This is a genomic window from Arthrobacter ramosus (assembly GCF_039535095.1).
GTDB lineage: Bacteria > Actinomycetota > Actinomycetes > Actinomycetales > Micrococcaceae > Arthrobacter > Arthrobacter ramosus.
Genome location: NZ_BAAAWN010000001.1, coordinates 663,029 through 687,576 on the forward strand (window position 1 = coordinate 663,029; position 24,548 = coordinate 687,576).

Below are 24,548 nucleotides of genomic sequence, written 5' to 3' on the forward strand. Positions count from 1 at the left end.
TTGGGTGCACATTCAACAACGAAGCAACGAACGAAGGACGGGACCATGCCAGTCGTACTGGAACATCTGGGTAAACGCTTCGGCGACGGCGCCCCGGTGCTGGACGACGTCAACGCCACCATCCAGCAAGGCGAGTTCGTCGCCCTGCTCGGTGCGTCCGGCTGCGGCAAATCCACCCTGCTGAACATCCTCGCGGGGCTGGACCAGCCGACGTCGGGCGCCCTGGAGGTGCCCAGCGACGGTGCCGCCTTCATGTTCCAGGATTCGGCGCTGTTTCCGTGGCTCACTGCCCGCGGCAATATCGAACTCGCACTGAAGCTCGCCGACAAGTCCGGCAGCCTGAGCAAAGCGTCGCGTGCTGCCCGTGCGGGCGAGTTGCTGGACCTCGTCCATTTGGGTGGCGCGGGGGACAAGCGCCCGCACGAACTCTCCGGCGGCATGCGGCAGCGCGTTGCCCTGGCCCGCGCCTTGGCCCAGGACCGGCAGCTGTTGCTGATGGACGAGCCGTTCGCTGCGCTCGACGCCATCACCCGTGACCTTCTGCACGACGAGCTCGAGCGGATTTGGAAGGAAACCGGCCGCACCATCGTGTTCGTGACGCACAACGTGCGCGAAGCCGTGAGGCTCGGCCAGCGGGTCCTGCTGCTGTCCTCCCGTCCGGGACGGGTCGTGGCCGAGTGGAACGTCACCGAGGAACACCGGACCGACGCCGGCCGTGCCGGGGAACTGACCGGAACCATTACCCGCCGCCTGCGCGAGGAGATCCGCCGCCATGCCAATTGAACAGGAAACCCGACTCGTCGAGGGCGAGACTGTCGAGCAAGCTCCGCAGTCCCGCCACATCACCTCGCCGTCCCTGAAGGGAAACCCGGACGAACTCCGCGACCTCGAGGCCGGCCTGGACAAGTTGCAGTCGGATGCCCACCGCAAGGCGCGCATCGACTGGACCCGGATCATCCTCCCGATTGCGGCGCTCCTGGTCCTCATCCTGGCGTGGCAGTTTTACGTCTCCCTCGGTTTCAAGCGCCGGGACCAGGTTCCCGGCCCGCTCGACGTCCTGAGCCAGTTCGGTGCCCTCTGGGCCGAAGGCAAAGCCCAGGAAGCCGTCTGGACCTCACTTCAGCGCGGCGTGATCGGCTTCCTCATCAGCGTGGCCGTGGCTACTCCGGTGGGCCTGCTCCTGGCACAGGTGCAGCCGCTGCGCCGTGCCTTCGGACCGCTTATCTCCGGGCTCCAGGTGCTGCCGTCGGTGGCCTGGGTTCCGGCGGCGATCATCTGGTTCGGGCTCTCGGACGGCACTGTGTACTTCGTCGTCCTCATGGGTGCCATCCCGTCCATCATCAACGGGCTGATTTCCGGCGTCGACCAGATCCCGCCGCAGTACCGGAGCGTCGGCAAGGTCCTCGGGGCCTCGCGACTGCAGATGGCGTTGCAGATCGTCCTGCCAGCGGCCCTCCCCGGATACCTTGGCGGCCTCAAGCAGGGGTGGGCTTTCTCCTGGCGATCGCTCATGGCCGCAGAAATCATCGCGGTGGGCGGCACCATCGGCTTCGGACTCGGTTCGCTCCTGGACCAGGGCCGCACCTTGTCCGATATGGCCACGGTCATGTCCGCCATCCTGGCGATCTTGTTTGTCGGCATCCTGATCGAGCTCGTCGTGTTCGCCCCGATTGAGCGCCGCCTCCTCCTGCGCCGCGGCCTGCTGGCGGGGAGCACGCGCTAACGGCACCCGAACGCTCAACACAACCGAAACGCAGGGCCCGACGGCGACTTCCGCCGTCGGGCCCTTGCGTTCCCCGCCATCACTATCTCCTAGGTGATTGACGCATCAATATTGACACGTCAACTACTTGCGATATGATTGACGTGTCAATGAGATGGGGTGCAAGATGGTGACACAGGGCGATCTGACTGCCGGTGCGGTAGTGCGGCGGCGTATGACGGCGGGAGAGCTCGCGATTTGGCGGTTGTTGCTCGATACGACCGGGGAGCTTCGGAAAATTCTGGGTACCGAGTTGCAGGGGTCGAATCTTTCACCAGCGGACTATCAGGTCCTCCTGGCCCTCAGCGAGGCGGACGGCAGCCGGATGCGCTCATCAGAGCTCGCGTCCGCCATTGACTGGGAACGAAGCCGGCTGTCGCATCACCTGGGACGGATGGAGCGACGCGGCCTGATCCGCCGTGACGAGTGTGCCACCGACAGCCGTGGTGCTGAAGTCTCGCTCACCGACGACGGGGCGGAAGCCTTCCGGCGTGCAAGCGCGCCCCATATGAAGGCCATCAAGAAGCACTTCGTCGACGCCTTGACTCCCGGGCAGTTCGAGTCACTCGCCGATATCCTTCAGTCGCTGCAGGCCCATCTCCACCCTGAATCGACTGTCGCCCGTGGCGGGGAGGGGGGTCGTTCATGATCAGCGGAATGTTGTCGCCCCTGGGGGCGCCGCGGATTGCAGTGCTTGGAGCGGGGCACGTCGGCCCTGTGATCGCCCGGGTCGCGATCGACGCCGGCTATCACGTGTCGATCGCGGCCTCTGGTGACCCCGGCAAGATCGCCCTTATTACCCGTGTGCTGGTACCAGGGGCTGAGCCACGGTGGGCAGCCGACGCTGTCAGTGACGCCGACATTGTGGTGCTGGCCATCCCGCTGCACAAGTTTGAGGCCTTCGACCATGCCCTGGTGGCCGACAAGCTCGTCGTTGACACGATGAATTACTGGCCCCCCATCGACGGCGTGCGTGAGATGTTCGAAGACAGCGGGGCCGGCAGTAGCGAGATCGTTCAGGATCGGCTTCACCTATCGACGATCGTTAAGACACTCAACCACATCGGCTACCACGAATTGGAAGACGAACGCCGACCCCTCGGGTCCCGGGAACGCCGCGCGCTCGGCGTCGCTGGCGACGACCCAGGCGCCGTGGCCGTCGTGGCTGAAGTGATCGAGCGTATCGGCTACGACGCCGTCAGGCTGGACAGCCTGCGCGCCGGCCGTCTTCTCCAACCCGGCGGGCCTGTCTTTGGTGTACCGCTCGGCCGAACCGCGTTCGAGCTGGCCACCCGCGTCGGAGCCGCATAAGAGCCGCCGCGAGCCGTTTGTCCAACCAACACCAGGAAAGAGAGATCCGACGTGACAACAGCACCTTCACCCCCCGTACGCGCTACTGCGGGCGAAGCAGCGCAATTCCCGCTTGTCTTCGGTATGGACACGTTCGGCGACCGCACCAGCGATGATGAAGGCCGCCTACAGTCACACGCCCAAACGATTCGCGACGTCGTCGAACAGGGCGTGCTTGCCGACCAAGTCGGTATCGACTTCATCGGGATCGGTGAACACCACACCGATGACTTCCCCTTGTCGGCGGCCGACGTGGTGCTCGCCGCGATCGCAGCGCGCACCGCTCGCATCCACGTCGGGTCGGCAGTCACCGTGCTGAGCTCCGACGATCCCGTCCGGGTGTTTCAGCGCTACTCCACGCTCAACGCCATCTCCGGCGGCCGTGCCGAAGTCATCCTCGGACGCGGCTCCAGCATCGACTCGTTCCCGCTGTTCGGATACGACCTTGCCGACTACGAGGGTCTTTTCGAGGAAAAGACCAACCTCTTCGCCGAGCTGCTCAAAGGTGGCCCGGTCACCTGGAACGGCAAGACCCGTGCACCGCTCAGCGACCAAGATGTCGTGCCGCACACCGAATCCGAACCTTTCCCGGTATGGATCGGCGTCGGCGGTAGCCCGCAGTCGGTCATCCGCGCCGCTGGCTACGGTTTCTCGCTGATGCTCGCGATCATCGGCGGATCCCCCGCGCGGTTTGCACCTTTCGCTCAGCTGTTCCATCAGGCCTTGGAACAATTCGGACAGGACCCCCGCCCGGTCGGAGTGCACTCGCCCGGGCACGTCGCCGCCACCGACGAGCAGGCGCGCGAAGAGTTCTGGCCACACTACTTGGAGACCATCCGTCGCTACAGCAAGATCCGAGGATTCGCTATCCCGACCAGGGAATCGTTCGCATACGAGGTCGGGCCGCACGGAGCGCTCTACGTCGGGTCCCCGAAAACCGTCGCGCAGAAGATCGCGACAAACATGACCACCCTCGGCGCGAATCGTTTCGACCTGAAGTACGGCATGCCCGGTCTCGCGCAACACGCAATGCTGAGCAATATCGAGCTCTACGGCACCAAAGTCATCCCACTCGTCCGCCACCTCCTGGCTTGATCAGCTAGTGTCTGGCTGCGCTGATGGCTGGACGATGAAGGCCCAAGGAATGCCCGGGCCCACCCTGTGGTTGACGCCGGCATGAAACGAATAGGTTTTCTTTCCTTCGGCCATTGGGGACCCGTCCAGGGCTCGCTGACTCGTTCGGCCCGAGACGCCTTGCTCCAAGGGATCGACCTCGCAGTCGCGGCCGAGGAACTCGGCATCAACGGAGCCTTCTTCCGCGTGCACCACTTTGCGCGCCAGCAAGCCTCGCCGTTCCCCCTGTTGGCGGCCATCGCGGCCCGGACCAGCCGGATCGAAATGGGCACGGGCGTGATCGACATGCGCTACGAAAACCCGCTGTACTTGGCTGAAGAAGCCGCGGCCACGGACCTCATCAGCCAAGGCAGGCTCCAGTTGGGCATCAGCCGTGGTTCACCCGAGCCGGCACTGCACGGCGCACGGTACTTCGGCTACGCGCCTGCCGAGGGTGAGGACGACGCAGCGATGGCCCGCCGCCACACCGCCGTTTTCCGGCATGCCATCGCGGGCCATGGAGTGGCCGAAGCCGATCCCTCCTTCATGGGCGGCGGCCGTGGCCTCCTGCCGATCCAGCCGACGTCGCCCGGTCTGCCGCGGCGCATCTGGTGGGGCGCCGGCACCCGCAAGACCGCCGTCTGGGCCGCGGAACAAGGCATGAACCTCATGAGTTCCACCCTGCTCACAGAGGACACAGGAGTTCCCTTCGACCAGCTCCAGGCCGAACAGATCAGCATGTTCCGGGAGGCGTGGGCGGCCGCGGGACACGGTTTTGAGCCGCGCGTTTCGGTCAGTCGCAGCATCATTCCCGTGGTTGACGCTGTGGACGAACGCTATTTCGGGCTGCGCGCGCAGGTGGATAACCGGGACCAAGTGGGCATGCTCGACGGTGCCCTGTCGCGGTTCGGCAAGAGCTACGTCGGCCCACCGGATGCCTTGGCCGAGGAACTCGCGCAGGACGCCGCGGTCCAAGCTGCGGACACAGTGCTGGTTACCGTGCCCAACCAACTCGGGGTGGAATACAACGTCAAGCTGCTCGGCAACATCGCCAAATACGTGGCTCCGGCGATTGGCTGGGAGGCGCCCGCCGCGCAGGCGTAATGTGACGCCGGGTTACCTAGCGTGAACTGGTGTTTCCGGACCTTTGAAGCATGTTACGGCCCGGCCCTACAGTTTTTTCATGGCAATACAGGACATCTACCCCACAGCGCTGCGGCTGCTTGGCCGCCCGGTGCTGGTGGTGGGCGGCGGACCCGTGGCTGCGCGACGCGCCAAGGGACTGCTCGACGCCGGCGCACGGGTGACCGTGGTCGCGCCGCTTGCCTCTGACGCGCTCCGCGAACTCGCCGCTTCCGGCCTGCTCACCTGGGAGCCGCGCACTTACCTTTCTTCCGACGTCGACGGCGTCTGGTTCGTCCAGACGGCCACCGGCGTTGCCGCTGTGGACGCCCAGGTAGCGGCCGACGCCGAGGCGCAGCGCATCTGGTGCGTCAACGCCTCGGACCACGAATCCTCGGCAGCCTGGACACCCGCCGTCGCCGTTGTTGACGACGTCAAGATCGCCATCAACGCCGGGGGAGACCCCCGCCGTGCCATGGCCTTGCGCGACGCCGTTGCCACCGCACTTGAGACGGGAGACCTGCCGCTCCGCCGTCGTCGTGCTTCGACCGGAAGCGTCGCCCTCGTGGGTGGCGGTCCTGGAGACTCCGGGCTCATCACGGTCCGCGGCCGTCGCCTGCTGGGCCAGGCCGACGTCGTCGTCGCGGACCGCCTCGGGCCCCGCGACCTGCTGCAGGAACTTGCTCCGGACGTCCGCGTGATTGAGGTCGGCAAGACCCCCGGCCACCACCCCGTGCCGCAACTGGAGATCAACCGGATCCTCGTCGAGGAAGCCCTGGCCGGCCACCGTGTGGTCCGGCTCAAAGGCGGCGACCCCTACGTCCTGGGCCGCGGTGGCGAGGAAGCGGAATTCTGCCGGCAGAACGGCGTCGAGGTTGAAGTGGTTCCCGGTGTCACTTCGGCGATCTCCGTGCCGGCGGCAGCAGGCATTCCCGTGACGCACCGCGGACTTGCGAAGGGCTTCAGCGTGGTGACCGGCCACGAGGAACTCTCCGAGGTCCCCGCCCGTCCCGACCACACCGTGATCCTGCTCATGGGTGTCGCTAAACTCCGCGAATCCGCCGCTGCACTCGCGGCATCCGGAATGCCCTTGGATACGCCAGTAGGTATCGTAGAGAACGGCTACATGCCCGAACAGCGCGTCACGATCGGCACCCTCGCAACCATTGCAGACCAAGCCGAGGCCGCCGGCGTCGCAAATCCTGCAGTGATTGTGATCGGTGACGTGGTGCGTGTCAGCCCGTTTGCCCCCGAACATTTCAAGACCGCTGACTACAGCACCCTGAGCCCCAACAAGCCCCGCGTCGTTACCCCTTAGCCCCTCACCCAACTAGCTCGCATTAGGTGTCGTTATGAGCCCTCAAAACGACAACAATTGCGAGCCAGTTGGGAAGCACACTGAAAAGGAACACAGCCGTGTCATCTAGCACCACCGTAGGAACCGCCGCACGTCCGCTGCGCGTCGCCGTCGTCGGCTCCGGCCCGGCCGGCGTCTACGCAGCTGACATCCTGACCAAGAGCGAGGCCGTCAAGAGCGGCGAGCTGACGGTCAGCATCGACCTCTTCGACCGCTACCCGGCCCCCTACGGCCTGATCCGCTACGGCGTTGCCCCGGACCACCCCCGCATCAAGGGCATCGTGAACGCCCTGCACAAGGTCCTGGACCGCGGCGACATCCGCTTCTTCGGCAACGTCGACTACGGCACGGACATCTCCATCGAGGACCTGCGCACGCATTACGACGCCGTGATCTTCGCCACCGGCGCCATCAAGGACGCGGACCTGAACATCCCCGGCATCGAGCTTGAAGGTTCCTTCGGCGGCGCCGACTTCGTCTCCTGGTACGACGGCCACCCGGACGTTTCCCGCGAATGGCCGCTCGACGCCACCTCCGTGGCTGTGCTCGGCAACGGCAACGTGGCACTCGACGTGGCCCGTGTCCTCTCCAAGCACGCGGACGACCTCCTGGTCACCGAAATTCCGGACAACGTCTACGCCGGACTCAAGGCTTCCCCGGTGACCGACGTTCACGTCTTCGGCCGCCGCGGTCCGGCGCAGGTGAAGTTCACCCCGCTGGAGCTCCGCGAACTGTCCCACTCCAAGGACGTGGACATCATCCTCTACGCCGAGGACTTCGAGTTCGACGACGAGTCGGACCGCCAGATCCAGACGAACAACCAGACCAAGACCATGGTGGGAACCCTTACCAACTGGATCGCCGAGCAGCCCGAGGACCTCTCCGAGCTCAAGGCCTCCCGTCGCCTGCACCTGCACTTCCTGCACAGCCCGTTGGAGATCGTGGATTCCGAAGAGGCCCCGGGCAAGGTTGCCTCGATCAAGTTCGAGCGCACAGAGCTGGACGGCACGGGCAACGCGCGCGGTACCGGCGAGGTGGTCGACTACCCGGTCCAGGCCGTATACCGCGCGATCGGCTACTTCGGTTCCGCCCTGCCGGACGTCGAGTTCGACCACCAGCGCGGGGTCGTGACGAACGACGGCGGCCGCGTGCTGGACGCTTCCGGCGAGCACGTTCCCGGCTTGTACGCCACGGGCTGGATCAAGCGTGGTCCCATCGGCCTCATCGGCCATACCAAGGGCGACGCACTGGAGACGGTCACGTACCTCCTGGAAGACCGTGAAAACCTGCCGCTCGCCGCAGTTCCCGAGGCGGACGCCGTCGTCGAGCTCCTGGACGCCCGCGGCGTGAAGTTCACCAGCTGGGAAGGCTGGCTGGCCCTGGATGCCCACGAGCTCGCTTTGGGTGCCGCCGCTTCCGAAGCCGGTACATCGCACGGCGTCGAGGTCAAGCGCGAACGCATCAAGGTTGTGCCGCGTGAGGACATGGTGGACATCTCCCGCGACGGCGTGGCCGCACAGGTCTAGGTCTACTGCCTCAAGTCCCCAAGCAACGCGGGGTCACTTAGCGCCCATCCGGAGCATCGGAATGGGCTATAAGTGACCCCGCGTTGCTTTTAAGTGGGCGGGGTTAGACTCGCGTCATGGAAGTTGTCGTCGTCGAAACGACCCAATTGGGGGATCGCAGCTACCTCGTCCATGACGGCACGGTGGCGCTTGTGATCGACCCCCAGCGTGATACCGACCGCGTCGAAACGGCAGCGCGAAACGCCGGTGTGACCATCACGCATGTCGCTGAGACCCACCTCCACAACGACTACCTCACGGGTGGCCTCATCCTTGCCCTGGAGCACGGCGCCCGCTACTTGGTGAATGCCGCAGACAACGTGGCGTTTGAGCGTGAGCCGGTTGTTCCGGGGAACACGTTCAAGGTGGGCAGCCTGACCGTCAAAGCCATCGCGACCCCCGGCCATACGCACACGCACCTGGCGTATCTGGTTTCGGACCCCGACGCCGGCACTGGCGTCCGGCAAGCGGTGTTTTCCGGGGGCAGCCTGCTCTACGGTTCTGTGGGCCGGACTGATTTGATTGCCGAGGAGGACACCGCCGGGCTGGCCCATGCTCAGTACGCCTCGGTTCGCCGGCTCGTGGCTGAGGCAGCACCGGACGCGATTCTGTATCCGACCCACGGCTTCGGTTCGTTCTGCTCCATCGGTCCTGCGAGCAGGATCCCCTCTTCGACGATCGGGGAGCAGACCGCCACCAACCATGCGCTCACAGACCCCGACGAAGACCACTTTGTCAGGCACCTGTTAGCGAATATCACGGCCTACCCGAGCTACTACGCACACATGAGCCCGCTCAACGCCGTGGGACCGGGGACCGCGATGCTCGACGTGCCGGAATCGGTGGAATCCGCGGAACTGGAGCGCAGACTCGAGAACGGGGAATGGGTGGTGGACCTGCGCAACAGGGTCGCATTCGCCGCGAACCACCTGCGCGGCAGCGTGGCCTTTGAATACGGGACGGGATCGAGCTTCACGAGCTACCTCGGTTGGGTCCTGCCATGGAAACAGCCGCTGACGTTGCTGGGTGCCCACGACGACGTCGAAAAGGCCATCCGCGATCTCGCAAGGATCGGATTCGACTCCCCGGACGCCTCCGTCGGCGAGGATCCCGGGGCTTTGGCGCCAGGCGCGTCGTTGGTGCAGTATCCGATCACCGGGTGGGCGGGACTCGTGCGGGACCGGGCCGCGGGTGAAACAGTGCTGGACGTGCGCCGTGCCGAGGAATTTGCCGCCTCCCATGTGTCAGGGGCAGCGAATGTTCCGTTGCATGAGCTTTTGCTCCGGCTGGACGAATTGCCGGAGGCGAGGATCTGGGTGCATTGCACCTCCGGCTACCGGGCCAGCGTCGCCGCAAGCCTCCTTCACCGAGCCGGCCGCGACGTTGTGCTCATCGACGCACTCTTCCGCGAGGCAGCTGATGCAGGTGTCGAGCTGACGAGCGCCGCTCCCGCCTAGGTATTCGGGCCACCGCGGACGCTCGCTCACTTTTAGGCCATTTCGGGCGGACGCTCGCTCACTGGATGTGACGAGCGTCGGGGGAAAGCCCGACATATGTGAGCGGGTGTCAGCTGTTGATCCATTCCGCGGCGAAGTCCAGGTTGCGGTAGACGCTCGCGACGGCGGCGGCCTCGTCGCGTGCCTCGATGGCGTCGGCGAGTTCGTCGTGGCCTTCGTGAGGGATGCCGTTGAAGCCGGCTTTGCGTTGTTGGCGCAGGAGATCGTCGTGGAAGACCCCGCCGAAGGACACATACAACTGGTGCAGCAACGGGTTGCCCGACGCCAGGGCCACTCGTTCGTGGAAATCCCAATCGGCTCGTGCCCAGGCGGGGTAGTCGGCTGCGAGCCACGCGTCGTGGCGTGCTTGGAGGAGGGCCCGCATGGCGGCGATGTCCTCGGCCGTGGCATGCTTCGTGGCCAGTCGGGCGGCCTGGGTGTCGAGGCCCACCCGGACCTCGACCACATGCTCCTGTGTGTGTTCCTTGTACATTCGTTGGGCTGCGCCGGAGATCTCGCTGGTGGCCCGGACATAGGTTCCGTCACCCCGGCGGACCTCCAACATGCCGCTGTGCGCCAAGGCTTTGATGGCTTCGCGGAGTGTCCCGCGGGAGACTCCGAGCGAGGCCATGAGTTCCGGCTCGGCCGGAATCTTTTCCTGCAGCGGCCACTCTCCGGACTGGATCATGCCGCGAAGTTGCTTGGTGACTTCCTCGGCCAAAGCGGGCCGGCGCGAAGGTGTCAGGCTCATGCCACGGGCCTTGGTCCGGCCTTGATTGGCGTGCGTTTGCTGGTCAGCAGGTGGGAGGTCACCATGAGGGCCAGGGCCGCAGCGGCGAGGAGTGCCAGGGGGAGCGTCCAAGCAACCGTGGCACTGTGGAGCAGGCCCATGCCGAACGGTCCCAAAGCCGCAATCAAGTACCCCACGGACTGGGCGACGGTGGACATGGCGGTGGTCTCCGCCGTCGTACGCCCGCTCCGGCTGATGATCACCAGGACCAGGGGGAAGATGCCCAGGCCGAAACCGAACATTACGGCGGGAACCGAGGCGAACGACGTCGGGAGCAACAGCATTGCCGGGATTGCCAGAAGGGTGGTCCCGCTGCCCAGGTACAGGGCAGGCCGCATCATGCCGGGCCGCGAGCCGATGGCCAGCAGGATCATGCCCGCGGCCACCGAAACCAGCTGCATGAGTCCGAACTGGAGGCCGCTCTCGGAGGCACTGAGTCCTTGGGTTGTCAGGATGTAGGCAAACCAACTCATCACGGCATACGCCAGGAGGGCCTGCAACGTGAAGATGGAAGTGATGAGGAATCCCAGCCGGGTGCGCAGGAGCGGCCACATGGAAACGTGCTCCTGGTTGGCCTTCCGTGAAGTGCGATGGGTGTGCAGGACCATCGGGAGGAAGCCAAGAAGCGCGGCGACGCCAAGGAGGCCCCACGCGGCCAGGCCCATCGACGGCGAGCCCAGTTGCTGGGCCAAGGGCACGCTGACCGCCGCCGCGAAGGTGGCACCGCCGGACATCGTGAAGGTGTAGAGGCCGGTCATCATGGAAGTCTTGCTCGCATAGTGCTCGCGGATGTACGACGGCATGGCCACGTTGCACACCGCCAGGCCGGACATCGCCAGCACTGTTCCGGCGAGGAGGGCGCCGGTCGCGGGGATGCTGCGGACCAGGAGCCCGGCAGCCAACATTGCCAGCGCCACGAAGATCGACTTCTCGACGCCGATCCGGCGCGACAGCCATGAGGTGGCCAATCCTGCCACGGCGAAGCACAGCAGGGGGATGGACGGAAGAATCGACGCGACTAGCGCCCCGTAGCCGAGGAATGCCTGCAAATCGTGGAACAGCGCCGCCGCGCTCGTGATGCCGGCGCGCAGGTTCAGGCCGATCAGGATGACGGCGATGATCCCGACGACGGCGATCACCCGGGATTTCGGCGCCACCGTACCGCCGGTGGCCGGCAGAGTTTTTGCTTCCGTTGCATGGGGAGTCGGGTGAGTTGAAGCCATGCTTAAAGGTTAGACGTTTGACGTTTGCCGCGGGAAGTTTTGTGGTGAATCTCTCCGTGAAGCTCGGCTAGCGCGGGTTGCGCGCTCCCAGCCGTTGCACGGCAAGGGCAAGCCACAGCTGCACCCGGTCCGGCGTCTGGGCGGGGTCGTAGCCGGTGAGGTCCGTGATTTGCGCCAGCCGGTAGCGCACTGTGTTGCGGTGCAGGGTCAGGGCTTCGGCGACGGCGGCCACCGAACCGTTGTGGTTGAGGTAGCTTTCCAGGGTCGGAACGAGTTCCGAGCCGTGGGCGGCGTCGAACTTGCGCAGGGGAGTGAGGGCCTCGCTGGCCATATCGGCCAACGGCACATCCTCGCTCGCCAGCAACAACGAGGTCAGGCTGAGCCGCTCAGGTTCGTTGACCGGCAGGCCGTGCGCCACGGCGTCGCGCGCTTCGAAGTAACTCCAGCGCACGCCGTTCGGCTTGGTGTAGGCGCCGCCGATCCCGATCACCGCGTGGATCCCGGCTTCCAAAAGGTGATCACTGAGATCCTTGGCGAGCGCGCTCGCGGAACTGCCGTCGTCGGGCACTACCGTCACCAAGTCCTTCCCGACGACGGCGGTCACCCCGCCGTCGAGCGATTGCGGAAGCGAAGTGCTGCCGAGCTGTTTGTAGTGGGCGGCGGAGACCACCAGCAGCACGACGTTCTTTCGGGTGCTGTTGATCCCGACGCCGGCCAGGCGGCGGGCGCCTTCCACGGTGTCCAGCGTTCCGTGGATGACATCGTCCAGCACCTGGCCCGCCAAGGCCCGCTGGCTCTGGCGCTGCTTGACCATGTTGTTGAGTTCGACGCTGATCAGGTTCTGCGCATAACTGACAATCCCGGTGTCACCGAAGGGCTGCTTGATCCATAGGGTGCAGGCGTCGCGACGGCCTGTCGGGATGGGGAAGGACGCCCAGTCGTCTGCCGTCGGCGCGGGGTTGCCGGCCACGCTGTTGTAGAGCTGGGCGCTGAACTGCGTGAGCGCGATGTCGGACCGGAGCATGCTGCCCAACTGCTTGAGCAATTCGCCGAGCCCGCCACCGGTCAGCAGGGCTCGGGCCAGGATCTGGTGGCCGGCGATGAGGCGCTCCAGCTTGGAGTAGTGGTCAGCGGATTGGGAATCGGCGACGAGTTTGCCGATGGCGATGAAGGGGGTCTCGTACGGGACTTCCACGAGGGGCAGGCCCCAGCGGTTCGCCTCAGCAATGAGGCCGGGAGGCACGGACTCGTGGGTCAGTCCGGTGCCGAAGCCGATGCCGACGGCTCCCGCGCGCTGGACCTGGCGCACGAAGCGGCGCTGTTCCGCGGCCCCATTGAGCCTGAGTCCAGTGGTCAGGATCAGCTCACCGCCATTGAGGAAGCGTTGGGGATCCTCCTGCTCAGTCACGGCCACCCAACGGATATCTTCGTTCCAGGTGGTTTCCGCGAGGCCGGCTTTACGGAGCCTAAGAGAGGGGACGGCGACGAGCGCGGCGAGTGACATTGCCATGTCAAAAAGGATATCCCGGCACTGGTCATTCGCACTAAGTCGGGGTGGTCGGGGTGTGCACCTGACTATTCCGCGCCGCGGGGTGCTGGCATAGGCTCGGAGCAGCTGCAACCAATGCCTAGACACCGAAAGAGGTTGTACACCGTGGTCCAAACCTTGCAGAACTTCATCAACGGCGAGTTCGTCACGCCGGCAGGCACCGAACTGCTCGACATCGTGAACCCCACCAACGGGGAGATTGTCGCTCATGCGCCTGTCTCCACGGCGGCCGACGTCGATGCGGCCATGAACGCGGCGAAGGAAGCCTTCAAGTCCTGGAAGCATGTCACGCCTGGCCAGCGCCAGCTCATGCTCCTCAAGCTCGCTGACGCCATCGAAGCCAACAGCGACGAGCTCGTTGAGGCGCAGCACCGCAACACCGGCCAGGTCCGCGCCCTCATCGCATCCGAGGAAGTTGCCGCTGGTGCAGACCAGCTCCGCTTCTTCGCCGGCGCCGCGCGCATCATGGAAGGCAAGTCCGCCGGCGAGTATTTCGAGGGCCACACCTCGTACGTACGCCGCGAACCGATCGGCGTCGTGGCCCAGGTTGCACCGTGGAACTACCCGTTCCTCATGGGCATCTGGAAGATCGGCCCCGCCCTCGCCGCAGGCAACACTGTTGTTCTCAAGCCCTCCGACACCACTCCGGAATCCACCTTGGTCCTGGCCCGTCTGGCGGGGGAGATCTTCCCGGCCGGCGTCCTGAACGTAGTCCTCGGCAACGCGGCCACCGGCTCCATGATGGTGGAGCACAAAGTCCCGGGCCTCGTCTCGATCACGGGTTCCGTACGTGCCGGTATTGCCGTGGCCAGTGGAGCGGCCAAGGGCCTTAAGCGTGCCCACCTGGAACTCGGTGGCAAGGCCCCGGCCATCGTCTTCAAGGATGCCGACATCAAGAAGAGCGCAGCGGCCATCGCCGAATTCGCCTTCTTCAATGCCGGCCAGGACTGCACGGCCATCACCCGCGTGCTGATTGAAGATTCGATCCACGACGACGTGGTTGCCGCCATGGTGGAACACACCAAGACGCTGCACACCGGTTCGCAGAACGACGACGAAAACTACTTCGGCCCGCTCAACAACGTGAACCACTTCAATGCCGTGAACTCGGTAGTGGAGCACCTGCCGGCCAACTGCAAGATCGAAACCGGCGGCCACCGCGCAGGTGACAAGGGCTTCTTCTTCGAGCCCACCATCATCACCGGCGCCAAGCAGACTGACGACGTCGTCCAGAAGGAAACCTTCGGTCCCGTCATCACCGTCCAGAAGTTCACCACCGAGGCCGAGGCTCTCGAGCTGGCCAACGACGTCGAATACGCCCTGGCCTCCAGCGTCTGGACCACGGACCACGGCACGGCCATGCGGATGAGCCGCGACCTGGACTTCGGCGCGGTCTGGATCAACACCCACATCCTGCTGACCGCTGAGATGCCGCACGGCGGCTTCAAGCAGTCCGGCTACGGCAAGGACCTGTCCATGTACGGCGTCGAGGACTACACGCGCATCAAGCACGTGATGTCTGCACTGGACGCGTAAGTAAGAAAGAAAGAACCATCATGACCGCAACAGCACATGAAATCACCTACCGCCTGGACCAGAAGCGCAGCATCAACGGCGCCTTCCCCGGCCCCAAGTCGCAGGCCCTGAACGAGCGCCGCGCGGCCGTCGTCGCTGCCGGCGTGTCCTCGGGCGTGCCGGTCTACGTTGAGGAAGCCGACGGCGGCATCATCCGCGACGTCGACGGCAACTCCTTCATCGACCTCGGCTCCGGCATCGCTGTCACCAGCGTGGGTGCCTCGGATCCCGCCGTCGTCGCCGCTGTCCAGGACGCTGCAGCGCACTTCACCCACACCTGTTTCATGGTCACGCCGTACGAGGGCTACGTCGCCGTCGCCGAGCAGCTGAACCGCCTCACCCCGGGCGACCACGAGAAGCGCACCGTGCTTTTCAACTCCGGCGCCGAAGCAGTGGAGAACGCTGTCAAGGTGGCACGCCTGGCAACCGGCCGTGACGCCGTCGTCGCTTTCGACCACGCCTACCACGGCCGCACGAACCTGACTATGGCACTCACCGCCAAGGCCATGCCGTACAAGACCAACTTCGGCCCGTTCGCGCCCGAGGTCTACCGCATGCCGATGAGCTACCCGTTCCGCGAAGAAAACCCTGAGATCACCGGTGCCGAGGCCGCCAAGCGCGCCATCACCATGATCGAGAAGCAGATCGGCGGCGACCAGGTTGCCGCGATCATCATCGAACCGATCCAGGGCGAGGGCGGCTTCATTGTCCCCGCCGAAGGCTTCCTGCCTGCGCTGTCCGCATGGGCCAAGGACAAGGGCATCGTCTTCATTGCCGACGAGGTCCAGTCCGGTTTCTGCCGCACGGGTGAATGGTTCGCCGTCAACCACGAGGGTGTTGTCCCGGACATCATCACCATGGCCAAGGGCATTGCCGGCGGCCTCCCGCTGTCCGCCATCACCGGCCGTGCAGACCTGCTCGACGCCGTCCACCCGGGCGGCCTCGGCGGCACCTACGGTGGCAACCCGGTCGCCTGTGCTGCGGCTATTGCTGCCATCGGCACCATGGAGCAGCACGACCTCAACGCCCGCGCACGCCACATCGAGGAAATCGCACTCGGCCGGTTGCGTGAGCTCGCCGCGGAAGTTCCCGCCATCGGCGACGTCCGCGGACGCGGTGCGATGCTGGCGATCGAGTTGGTCCAGGCCGGTTCCAAGGAACCGAACGCGGAACTGACCAAGGCCGTTGCCGCCGCGTGCCTCCAGGAAGGCGTCATCATCCTGACCTGCGGCACCTACGGCAATGTGATCCGTCTGCTGCCGCCGCTGGTCATCAGCGACGAACTGCTCCTGGACGGCCTCGAGGTCCTGGCAGCGGCCATCAAGGCCAACGCTTAGCCACAACCTTCAGGTGGACATGCCCACCTCTACGCACCAAGGATGGACATAGTGTGACTATGTCCATCCTTGGTGTTTAACGAGGGGCATGTCCCCCGTGGGCGCGGGGGTTGAGAAGCTGTTTAAGCCGTGCTAAGCCGTGCGCTTTTCCTGATGACCGAGTTTTTGCGTGCCGTGCGCAGCATGTCGAGTGTCAGGAGCAGCAGCGCCAGCCACACGATGCCGAAGCCCACCCAGCGGTCAGGGGTCATGGCCTCGTGGAAGACGGCCAGGGCCACGATGAACTGGAGTACCGGCGCGAAGTATTGCAGCAGGCCGATGGTGGTCATGGGCAAGCGGCGCGCGGAGGCACCGAAGAACAGGAGCGGCACGGCCGTGATGATGCCTGAAGCCGCCAATAGCCAGAAGTGGCCCGGGCCGTTGCTGCCCAAAGTCCCTGCCCCAGTGAGGCCGAGGACAATCATGGTGGCGCCGGCGATCGGCGCGAGAACCACGGTCTCCACAGTGAGGCTCGTGATGGCATTGACCTTAGGCCCCACGCGCTTCTTCACGAAACCGTAAAGTCCAAAGCTGAACGCCAGGACCAGAGCGATCCACGGCAGCTTGCCATAGGAAACCGTCAGGACCCCGACGGCGATGAAACCGATCCCGACGGCGGCCCACTGGAGCGGGCGGAGCTTTTCCTTCAGGACGAACACGCCAAGGAGCACCGACACGAGCGGGTTGATGAAGTAGCCGAGCGAGGCTTCGACCGCATGTCCGGTGGTGACCCCGAAGGTGTAGGTCAGCCAGTTGATGGCGATCAGCCCGGCAGCGATGGCGAGTGGCCCCAGGACGGCCCGGTCCCGGAAGGCATTGCCGAGGAGGCGCCATGTCCGGGTGATGGTGATGAGCAGGGCGCAGAAAATGAGCGACCACACCACCCGGTTGGCGACGATTTCCACCGCTCCGGCGGGTTGCAGCACCAGGAAGTAGAGCGGGAGCAGCCCCCACAGACCGTACGCCCCGATACCGAACACCACACCCGCCGTCGTCTCCTTCTTGGCCGTGGCAGCGGCGGCGGCTGCTGCAGCCGAAGCATTCGAAGCGCTGGAAGCACTGGTGGCGGACTGGGCAGGCACGGTTTGCTCGGGCGTAGGCACAAAGTCAACAACATCACATTTTGCGGAGGTATTCCTGACCGTACGGCCGGAAAGTTATTGTGATTTTCCTCGCCCGGTTGTGTCACCTCTCGCCACGTACTGACACTCCGGCCACAACTGAGAACTAGAATTGGAAACTGCGCGCCCCACCACGCGGGGCGGATTCCCGTCTCAGAAGGGTTCACGGTGTCCAACTCGGCCGAAACCACCTCAAAACGTCCATTGCGCGTCGCTATTGTCGGCGCAGGACCGGCCGGCGTGTATGCCGCGGACATCCTGACCAAATCGAACGAGGTCAAGGACGGCGACGTCGAGGTCAGCATCGACCTTTTCGAGGCATACCCCGCGCCGTACGGCCTCATCCGCTATGGCGTGGCACCGGACCACCCCCGCATCAAGGGCATCGTCAACGCGCTTCACAAGGTCCTGGACCGCGGAGACATCCGCTTCCTCGGCAACGTGACGTACGGCCGCGACCTCACGCTGCACGACTTCCGCTCCTTCTATGACGCGGTGATCTTCTCCACGGGTGCCATCAAGGACGCGGACCTGAACATCCCGGGAATCGAGTTGGAAGGCTCCTTCGGCGGAGCCGACTTCGTCTCCTGGTATGACGGACACCCGGATGTGCCCCGGGAATGGCCGCTGGATGCCAAGGAAGTAGCAGTCATCGGCAACGGCAACGTGGCACTGGACGTGGCCCGCATGCTCTCCAAGCACGCCGACGACCTGCTGGTGACCGAAATCCCGGACAACGTCTATGCCGCACTCAAGGCCTCCCCGGTCACCGACGTGCACGTCTTTGGCCGCCGCGGCCCCGCCCAGATCAAGTTCACTCCGCTGGAACTGCGCGAGCTCTCGCACTCCAACGACGTCGACATTGTGCTGTACCCGGAAGATTTCGAGTTTGACGAAGCTTCAGACGAGGCCATCCGCAGCAACAACCAGATCAAGACCATGGTCAACACACTGACCAACTGGCTCGTCGAGGAACATGCCGAAGCCGAGCAGCCCTCGTCCCGCCGCTTGCACTTGCATTTCCTGCACAGCCCGGTGGAGATCGTATCCGAGGACGGTTCGGGGAAAGTCTCCAGCATCAAGTTCGAGCGCATGCAGCTGGACGGCACGGGCAACGTCAAAGGCACCGGCGAGTTCGTGGACTATCCGATCCAGGCCGTCTACCGCGCCATCGGCTACCACGGTTCCCCGCTGGACGAGCTTGAGTACGACGCCCGTCGCGGTGTCATCCCCAACGACGGCGGACGGGTGCTGGACTCCGACGGCAAACCGGTACCCGGCATCTACGCCACCGGCTGGATCAAGCGCGGACCCGTCGGCCTGATCGGGCACACGAAGGGCGACGCCCTGGAGACCATCGGTTGCCTCCTGGAGGACCGCCTCACGCTGCCCCCGGCCGAAAACCCGGACCCGCAGGCCATCATCAACCTCCTGGAAGAGCGGGGCATCGAGTACACCACGTGGGAAGGCTGGAACAAGCTCGATGCGCACGAACTAGCCCTTGGCGCCGAATGGACCGTCGAAAACCCGGACGCCGGCGTCGTGCGTGAACGCATCAAGGTGGTCCCGCGCGTGGACATGATCGAGATCTCGCGCGGCTAGCGGATCCCGGGGGTGCCTCGCTGTGCCGAGATCGTGGGTGCGGGCCGGGGGCTGCGTTCCGGAACCTAGCCTTCGGCCCGCAGCCGCGAATTCGACCGGACGACCCTTACTCGCTGTCGCCCCATAGGCAAAGCCCCGGGACCCAACTAGACTGGCCTGTACTGTGCTGCGTCCGGTTTTGGGAGTTCGATGAAGAATCCGATCCATCCGGCAGCTTCGGTCAATGATGTCGCCGAGCTGTTGCAGCGGCATGCCCGCGCCGGACACGAGCAAATTGATACGTGGCGCTATGGGCTTCCAGGTGCCACGGAGCTTCCCGGTTTGCGCAGCCTGATCAAGGAATCGTGGCAGCGATCCGCGCAGCTCAAGGCGAACCCGGACCAGCCCGAGGCTCCCGTGGCCATGGACCTCGACGAGCTCGAGGAATACCGACGCCAACACCCGCTGGCCATCATCATGCCCGTCATCCAGAAGCTCCTTATCCAGCCCAGCTACGACAGCGGGCTGCTGGTCGCCGTCGGGGACGAGCTTGGGCGCCTGCTGTGGGTGGACGGAAATCCCGCGATGCGGCGCCGCGCCGAAGGCATGATGTTCGTGGCAGGCGCGGACTGGTCCGAAGCGGCGGTCGGTACGAGTGCGCCCGGCACGGCGCTCGCCTTGGGCCGCGGTATCCAGATTTCCGGCGCCGAGCACTACAAACGCTCTGTCCATCCGTGGAGCTGCACCGCGGTGCCCTTCCATGACCCTGACTCCGGAGCGCTCCTGGGCGTCGTCGACATCACCGGCACGGAAGCCGCCGTCGCACCCCATACGCTTTCCCTAGTCGAAGCAACCGTGGCGGCAGCGCAGGCGCAATTACGCGTGGAAAGGCTCCAGCTCGCGGCCACCAAGCACTCTGCGCCTGCCCGACGCCGGAACTCGCCTTCCGCCGTCGGCTCGCGCCAGGGCTCGGGGCTATACCGGAACAGCCTCCAGCTGCTGGGCCGCGACCAGGCCTTGTTGAGCATAGGAGGACGCAGCATTCCGCTTTCCGCCAGGCACAGCGAGATCCTGGCGTTGCTGGGAACCCGTCCCGAGGGGCTCAGTGCCGAGGAGCTCGCCCTGGCCCTGTATCCGGGAGATGGATTCACCGTCACCCTCCGGGCGGAAATGGTGCGCCTCCGGAAGGTACTCCACGAACTCGATCCCGCGGCAGTCCCGGAATCCCGCCCCTACCGGCTCCCGATCGACCTCGGCCAGGATGCCGCCCAGGTTCTGTCCTGCCTGCAGCGGGGCGCCCACCGCATTGCCTTGGAGATCTACAAGGGCGCCGTCCTTCCGCATTCGGAAGCGCCCGGCATTGTGGAGCTTCGCGAGAAGGTCTCGGCGCTCTTGCGCGAGGCGGTCCTCAACGACGGCAGTGCCGAGGCGCTGCTCAAGTACGCGGGCCTACCTGAGGCGAAGAACGACGTCGACGTCCGGCTTGCCGCCCTCAAGCTCCTGCCGCCGCGCTCGCCAAAGCGGGCCGCCGTCGTCGCCGAGGTTGAACGCCTGGAAAGCGAACTGTCGGCCTGACGCGGGCCCCTCGTGTGGCACTCGGGAAATACGAAGTTTCGGCCCGTATCGTAGAACCGAGCCGAACGAAAGAAGCTTTCTCCGTGTTGAACAAACGCCTCGCCGTTGCCCTGACCGTGTCCGGACTCCTTGCCGGAGCCACAGCCTGCGGGGCACCCGCCCAGACAGCGCCCGCATCGGCAACGCCTTCGGCCACTACGGCTGCCGCCGCAGCTTGGGAACTCGATCCAGCCGCAGGCGCCCAGAGAATCAAGGCCGCAGGCCTGGATATCCTGACCGCCGAAGGCACAGCCGAGCACTATCACGCCCATCTGGACGTCCTTGTTGATGGCAAAGCCGTCACGGTCCCGGCCGAGATCGGCTTCAGCTTCGGGGCCGACGGGCAGCCCAACGGAATCTCCGCGCTTCACACCCACGACACGTCCGGCGTCATCCACATCGAAGCGCCAGCGGCCGGCCTGAAGTACACGCTGGGCCAGGTCCTCAGCGAATGGGGAGTCCTGGACGGTAAAGATGCCACCGGAGCACCGCACAGTGGAACCGGAGGCTGGACCGCATACGTGAACGGCGCAAAGCAGAATGCGCCAATATCCGGCGTTGTCCTCCAGGCGCACGACGAGGTAGTGCTCTCCTACGGTGCCGCACCTTCGCCGGTTCCGAGCTCCTACGCTTTCCCCGCGGGCCTCTAGCCTCCGGGGCCCGGGGAATACCGTCCCGAAGTGACCTGAACTGCCCAGAAGTGATCTGAACCACAGGGTTGCAACCTGCTTGCAACCTCCCCGCTCCTACGCTGAAGCCATAGCAAAGCCACCATCATGCGGAGCAAAGGAGCTAGCAATGACTGTTTATGCACAGCCGGGTGCCGAGGGTTCGAAGGTCACGTTCAAGGACCGTTACGAGAACTGGATCGGCGGCGAGTGGGTTGCCCCGGTCAAGGGGCAGTACTTCGAGAACATCACTCCGGTCACCGGGAAGGCCTTCTGCGAGGTTGCCCGGGGCACGGCCGAGGACATTGAGCTGGCACTAGACGCCGCCCACAAGATCGCACCGTCCTGGGGTAAGACCTCCGTTGCCGAGCGCGCCGCCATCCTGAACAAAATCGCCGACCGGATCGACGAGAACCTCGAAATGTTGGCCGTCGCCGAGTCCTGGGACAACGGCAAGCCGATCCGCGAAACCCTTAATGCGGACATCCCACTCGCGGCGGACCACTTCCGCTACTTCGCCTCCGCCGTGCGCGCCCAGGAAGGCCGGCTGTCCCAGCTGGACGAGGACACCACCGCCTACCACTACCACGAACCGCTCGGTGTGGTGGGTCAGATCATCCCGTGGAACTTCCCCATCCTGATGGCCGTCTGGAAGCTCGCTCCGGCCCTGGCTGCCGGTAACGCCGTGGTCCTCAAGCCCGCCGAGCAGACGCCGTCCTCCATCCTGGTCCTCATGGAGCTCATCGGTGACCTGCTGCCGGCCGGCGTACTCAACGTGGTCAACGGCTTCGGCGTCGAGGCCGGCAAGCCGCTCGCGTCCAGCCCCCGGATCCGCAAGATCGCCTTCACCGGCGAAACCACCACGGGCCGGCTGATCAGCCAGTACGCGTCCCAGAACCTGATCCCGGTGACGCTGGAGCTGGGCGGCAAGAGCCCGAACATCTTCTTCGACGACGTCGCCGCGCAGGACGACGCCTTCTACGACAAGGCCCAGGAAGGCTTCACGCTCTTCGCCTTCAACCAGGGCGAAGTCTGCACCTGCCCCTCCCGCGCCCTGGTCCAGGAAAGCATCTACGACTCCTTTATGGCCGACGCCGTGGCCCGGACCAACAAGATCATCCAGGGCAACCCTCTGGATACCGACACCCAGATCGGCGCCCAGGCCTCCAACGACCAGCTGGAGAAGATCCTCTCCTACATCGACATCGGAAAGCAGGAAGGCGCCAAGGTCCTCACCGGCGGCGCCCGCGCACAGCTCGACGGCGACCTCGCCGGCGGCTACTACGTCCAGCCGACCATCTTCGAAGGCCACAACCGGATGCGGATCTTCCAGGAGGAGATCTTCGGCCCCGTGGTGTCCGTGACGAAGTTCAGCGACTACAACGACGCCATCGGCATCGCCAACGACACCCTCTACGGACTCGGCGCCGGTGTCTGGTCCCGCAACGGCAACGTCGCCTACCGGGCAGGACGGGAAATCCAGGCCGGCCGCGTCTGGGTCAACAACTACCACGCCTACCCGGCCGGCGCCGCGTTCGGCGGCTACAAGTCCTCCGGCATAGGACGTGAGAACCACGCCATGATGCTGGACCACTACCAGCAGACCAAGAACCTTCTGGTCAGCTACAACGAAAACAAGCTCGGCTTCTTCTAAGCCGCACTTGATCCGGCGGGGAGGGATCAGCACAGATCCCTCCCCGCCGGCACTCCCTGGCCACCCTCAGGAAGCAGCACCCCCCGAGAAACGCTTTAACGACGCAAGGATTTCGCCAATGACGACGACAATGCAAGCAGCCGTAGTAACTGAATTCGGTAAAGACCTTCAGATCCAGTCCCTTCCCATTCCTGTTCCCGGCCGGGGGGAAGCGCTGGTCAGGGTCATGACCACCGGGGTGTGCCACACGGACCTGCACGCCGCGGAGGGGGACTGGCCGGTCAAGCCCTCGCCGCCGTTCGTGCCCGGCCATGAAGGCGTGGGCGAGGTGGTGGCCCTCGGTGAGGGCGTCACGGACCTGGCCGTCGGGGACCTGGTGGGCAACGCCTGGCTCTGGTCCGCCTGTGGCGATTGCCAGTTCTGCCGGACGGGTTGGGAAACGCTGTGCGAGGCCCAGAGGAACGCCGGTTACAGCGTGGACGGCTCCTTCGGGGAGTACATGCTGGTGGACAGCCGGTTCGCCGCGAGGATTCCGGCAGGGTCGGACCCGGTGGAGGTCGCCCCGGTGCTGTGCGCCGGGGTCACCGTGTACAAGGGGTTGAAGATGACCGAGGCCAGGCCGGGCCAGTGGGTCACCATTTCCGGGATCGGCGGCCTGGGTCACATCGCGGTCCAGTACGCGGTGGCCATGGGATTGCGGGTTGCCGCGGTGGACATCGCCGACGACAAGCTCGCCCTCGCCAAGAAACACGGTGCCGAGCTCACGGTCAACGCGTTGCACGAGGATCCCGCGGAAGTCATCCAGCGGGAAACCGGAGGCTGCCACGGTGTCTTGGTCACGGCGGTGCACCCTTCGGCGTTCGGGCAGGCGATCGGCATGGCCAGGCGCGGCGGGACGATCGTGTTCAACGGACTTCCGCCGGGTGACTTTCCTGCGCCGATTTTCGAGATTGTGCTCAAGGGCCTGACGGTCCGCGGCTCGATCGTGGGAACGCGGCAGGACCTGGAGGAAGCGCTGGATTTCTACGCGCAGGGCAAGATCCACCCGACCGTGTCCACGCGGGAGCTCTCCGAGGTCAACGCGGTCCTTGACGAAATGAAGCACGCCAAGATCGACGGCCGCGTGGTGCTGAAGTTCTAATGCACCACGACAGGCTTGACGCCGCTGTGACGCTGCCCGGGGAAGACTTTTCCCGGGTGGCGCTCACCGCCGTTTCCATCGAACTGCTCCGGAAGTTGTGGGAGCAACACGGTCCGCTCATGTTCCATCAGTCAGGTGGTTGTTGCGACGGCTCCTCACCCATGTGTTACCCCGCTGGCGAATTCATTACCGGTGATTCGGACGTTTTGCTTGGGCTTTTCGACATCGGCGAGCCCGAACGGCCGCAGCCTTTGGAGTTCTGGATGTCCCGGGAGCAGTTCAATTACTGGTCCCACACCCATCTGACGGTGGATGTAGTGGACGGCCGTGGGAGCGGCTTCTCCGTGGAATCGCCTGAGGGGAAACGCTTCCTTATCCGTTCCACCTTGATGGATTGGAACGTCCCCAAGCTCTGAAGGCAAGCCGCCCTTGTGTCTCACGATTTGGGACAAATGTGGGGGTCCATTGGCTGGACACTACTCTTGATGAGT

Annotated in this window: 21 protein-coding genes; 17 read left to right on the forward strand and 4 right to left on the reverse strand. The window is 65.0% G+C overall.

Annotated features, from left to right (window positions below):
• The first annotated feature begins 45 nt into the window (after positions 1-45).
• From ABD742_RS03150 to ABD742_RS03190, 9 genes are all read left to right on the forward strand, one after another.
• Positions 46-783, forward strand: coding sequence for an ABC transporter ATP-binding protein (locus ABD742_RS03150; protein ID WP_234748948.1), 738 nt, complete (start codon positions 46-48; stop codon positions 781-783).
• Complete coding sequence (locus tag ABD742_RS03155) at positions 773-1,723, forward strand: ABC transporter permease (RefSeq protein WP_234748949.1); 951 nt, start codon at positions 773-775, stop codon at positions 1,721-1,723. Before ABD742_RS03150 ends, ABD742_RS03155 begins: the two co-directional genes overlap by 11 nt.
• A gap of 166 nt (positions 1,724-1,889) precedes the next feature.
• Positions 1,890-2,411 (forward strand): MarR family winged helix-turn-helix transcriptional regulator, encoded by a 522-nt coding sequence (locus tag ABD742_RS03160; RefSeq protein ID WP_234748950.1) that lies wholly within the window; start codon positions 1,890-1,892, stop codon positions 2,409-2,411.
• Positions 2,408-3,073 carry an NADPH-dependent F420 reductase gene (locus ABD742_RS03165; RefSeq protein WP_234748951.1) on the forward strand — a complete coding sequence of 222 codons (666 nt, stop codon included), beginning with the start codon at positions 2,408-2,410 and terminating at the stop codon, positions 3,071-3,073. Before ABD742_RS03160 ends, ABD742_RS03165 begins: the two co-directional genes overlap by 4 nt.
• Before the next feature lie 123 nt (positions 3,074-3,196).
• Positions 3,197-4,207: an LLM class flavin-dependent oxidoreductase gene (locus ABD742_RS03170; RefSeq protein WP_234749203.1), complete on the forward strand. Its 1,011-nt coding sequence runs from the start codon at positions 3,197-3,199 to the stop codon at positions 4,205-4,207.
• An 81-nt stretch (positions 4,208-4,288) separates the two neighbouring features.
• Positions 4,289-5,329 carry an LLM class flavin-dependent oxidoreductase gene (locus ABD742_RS03175; protein ID WP_234748952.1) on the forward strand — a complete coding sequence of 347 codons (1,041 nt, stop codon included), beginning with the start codon at positions 4,289-4,291 and terminating at the stop codon, positions 5,327-5,329.
• A gap of 79 nt (positions 5,330-5,408) precedes the next feature.
• Complete coding sequence (gene cobA, locus ABD742_RS03180) at positions 5,409-6,665, forward strand: uroporphyrinogen-III C-methyltransferase (RefSeq protein ID WP_234748953.1); 1,257 nt, start codon at positions 5,409-5,411, stop codon at positions 6,663-6,665.
• Between the two features lie 98 nt (positions 6,666-6,763).
• Complete coding sequence (locus ABD742_RS03185; protein ID WP_234748954.1) at positions 6,764-8,230, forward strand: FAD-dependent oxidoreductase; 1,467 nt, start codon at positions 6,764-6,766, stop codon at positions 8,228-8,230.
• 116 nt (positions 8,231-8,346) lie between these two features.
• Complete coding sequence (locus ABD742_RS03190; RefSeq protein ID WP_234748955.1) at positions 8,347-9,726, forward strand: MBL fold metallo-hydrolase; 1,380 nt, start codon at positions 8,347-8,349, stop codon at positions 9,724-9,726.
• Positions 9,727-9,835: 109 nt separating this feature from the next.
• Here the strand turns inward: ABD742_RS03190 and ABD742_RS03195 are convergent, their stop codons facing one another.
• The 3 genes from ABD742_RS03195 to ABD742_RS03205 form a co-directional block, all read right to left on the reverse strand.
• Positions 9,836-10,516 carry a FadR/GntR family transcriptional regulator gene (locus ABD742_RS03195; RefSeq protein WP_234748956.1) on the reverse strand — a complete coding sequence of 227 codons (681 nt, stop codon included), beginning with the start codon at positions 10,514-10,516 and terminating at the stop codon, positions 9,836-9,838.
• Complete coding sequence (locus tag ABD742_RS03200) at positions 10,513-11,778, reverse strand: MFS transporter (protein WP_234748957.1); 1,266 nt, start codon at positions 11,776-11,778, stop codon at positions 10,513-10,515. Before ABD742_RS03200 ends, ABD742_RS03195 begins: the two co-directional genes overlap by 4 nt.
• Positions 11,779-11,845: 67 nt before the next feature.
• Positions 11,846-13,288 (reverse strand): PucR family transcriptional regulator, encoded by a 1,443-nt coding sequence (locus tag ABD742_RS03205; protein WP_234748958.1) that lies wholly within the window; start codon positions 13,286-13,288, stop codon positions 11,846-11,848.
• Positions 13,289-13,432: 144 nt separating this feature from the next.
• On the opposite strand from ABD742_RS03205, the gene ABD742_RS03210 reads away from it, so the two are divergent.
• Positions 13,433-14,863 carry a gamma-aminobutyraldehyde dehydrogenase gene (locus ABD742_RS03210; protein ID WP_234748959.1) on the forward strand — a complete coding sequence of 477 codons (1,431 nt, stop codon included), beginning with the start codon at positions 13,433-13,435 and terminating at the stop codon, positions 14,861-14,863.
• Between the two features lie 20 nt (positions 14,864-14,883).
• A complete protein-coding gene (gene gabT, locus ABD742_RS03215) occupies positions 14,884-16,239 on the forward strand; it encodes a 4-aminobutyrate--2-oxoglutarate transaminase (protein WP_234748960.1) in 1,356 nt (451 codons plus the stop codon).
• A gap of 122 nt (positions 16,240-16,361) precedes the next feature.
• Here the strand turns inward: gabT and rarD are convergent, their stop codons facing one another.
• A complete protein-coding gene (gene rarD, locus ABD742_RS03220) occupies positions 16,362-17,261 on the reverse strand; it encodes an EamA family transporter RarD (protein WP_234749204.1) in 900 nt (299 codons plus the stop codon).
• 306 nt (positions 17,262-17,567) lie between these two features.
• Here rarD and ABD742_RS03225 point away from each other — a divergent pair, with 306 nt between their 5' ends.
• From ABD742_RS03225 to ABD742_RS03250, 6 genes are all read left to right on the forward strand, one after another.
• Positions 17,568-19,001, forward strand: coding sequence for an FAD-dependent oxidoreductase (locus tag ABD742_RS03225; protein ID WP_234748961.1), 1,434 nt, complete (start codon positions 17,568-17,570; stop codon positions 18,999-19,001).
• Between the two features lie 189 nt (positions 19,002-19,190).
• Positions 19,191-20,555 (forward strand): GAF domain-containing protein, encoded by a 1,365-nt coding sequence (locus ABD742_RS03230; RefSeq protein ID WP_234748962.1) that lies wholly within the window; start codon positions 19,191-19,193, stop codon positions 20,553-20,555.
• Positions 20,556-20,638: 83 nt separating this feature from the next.
• Entirely contained in the window at positions 20,639-21,244 is a 606-nt protein-coding gene (locus ABD742_RS03235) for a hypothetical protein (RefSeq protein WP_234748963.1), read from the forward strand.
• Between the two features lie 148 nt (positions 21,245-21,392).
• A complete protein-coding gene (gene exaC / locus ABD742_RS03240; protein WP_234748964.1) occupies positions 21,393-22,916 on the forward strand; it encodes an acetaldehyde dehydrogenase ExaC in 1,524 nt (507 codons plus the stop codon).
• 118 nt (positions 22,917-23,034) lie between these two features.
• A complete protein-coding gene (gene adhP / locus ABD742_RS03245; RefSeq protein WP_234748965.1) occupies positions 23,035-24,057 on the forward strand; it encodes an alcohol dehydrogenase AdhP in 1,023 nt (340 codons plus the stop codon).
• Positions 24,057-24,473 (forward strand): DUF779 domain-containing protein, encoded by a 417-nt coding sequence (locus ABD742_RS03250; RefSeq protein WP_234748966.1) that lies wholly within the window; start codon positions 24,057-24,059, stop codon positions 24,471-24,473. The genes adhP and ABD742_RS03250 overlap by 1 nt, the downstream gene beginning before the upstream one ends.
• Positions 24,474-24,548: the final 75 nt, after the last annotated feature.

Bases quoted from the DNA above. Each gene is read 5' to 3' on its own strand.
- ABD742_RS03150 (WP_234748948.1), top strand. From the start codon at position 46: ATGCCAGTCGTACTGGAACATCTGGGTAAACGCTTCGGCGACGGCGCC.
- ABD742_RS03155 (WP_234748949.1), top strand. From the start codon at position 773: ATGCCAATTGAACAGGAAACCCGACTCGTCGAGGGCGAGACTGTCGAG.
- ABD742_RS03160 (WP_234748950.1), top strand. From the start codon at position 1,890: ATGGTGACACAGGGCGATCTGACTGCCGGTGCGGTAGTGCGGCGGCGT.
- ABD742_RS03165 (WP_234748951.1), top strand. From the start codon at position 2,408: ATGATCAGCGGAATGTTGTCGCCCCTGGGGGCGCCGCGGATTGCAGTG.
- ABD742_RS03170 (WP_234749203.1), top strand. From the start codon at position 3,197: ATGGACACGTTCGGCGACCGCACCAGCGATGATGAAGGCCGCCTACAG.
- ABD742_RS03175 (WP_234748952.1), top strand. From the start codon at position 4,289: ATGAAACGAATAGGTTTTCTTTCCTTCGGCCATTGGGGACCCGTCCAG.
- cobA (WP_234748953.1), top strand. From the start codon at position 5,409: ATGGCAATACAGGACATCTACCCCACAGCGCTGCGGCTGCTTGGCCGC.
- ABD742_RS03190 (WP_234748955.1), top strand. From the start codon at position 8,347: ATGGAAGTTGTCGTCGTCGAAACGACCCAATTGGGGGATCGCAGCTAC.
- ABD742_RS03195 (WP_234748956.1), bottom strand. From the start codon at position 10,516: ATGAGCCTGACACCTTCGCGCCGGCCCGCTTTGGCCGAGGAAGTCACC.
- ABD742_RS03200 (WP_234748957.1), bottom strand. From the start codon at position 11,778: ATGGCTTCAACTCACCCGACTCCCCATGCAACGGAAGCAAAAACTCTG.
- ABD742_RS03205 (WP_234748958.1), bottom strand. From the start codon at position 13,288: ATGGCAATGTCACTCGCCGCGCTCGTCGCCGTCCCCTCTCTTAGGCTC.
- gabT (WP_234748960.1), top strand. From the start codon at position 14,884: ATGACCGCAACAGCACATGAAATCACCTACCGCCTGGACCAGAAGCGC.
- ABD742_RS03230 (WP_234748962.1), top strand. From the start codon at position 19,191: ATGAAGAATCCGATCCATCCGGCAGCTTCGGTCAATGATGTCGCCGAG.
- exaC (WP_234748964.1), top strand. From the start codon at position 21,393: ATGACTGTTTATGCACAGCCGGGTGCCGAGGGTTCGAAGGTCACGTTC.
- adhP (WP_234748965.1), top strand. From the start codon at position 23,035: ATGACGACGACAATGCAAGCAGCCGTAGTAACTGAATTCGGTAAAGAC.
- ABD742_RS03250 (WP_234748966.1), top strand. From the start codon at position 24,057: ATGCACCACGACAGGCTTGACGCCGCTGTGACGCTGCCCGGGGAAGAC.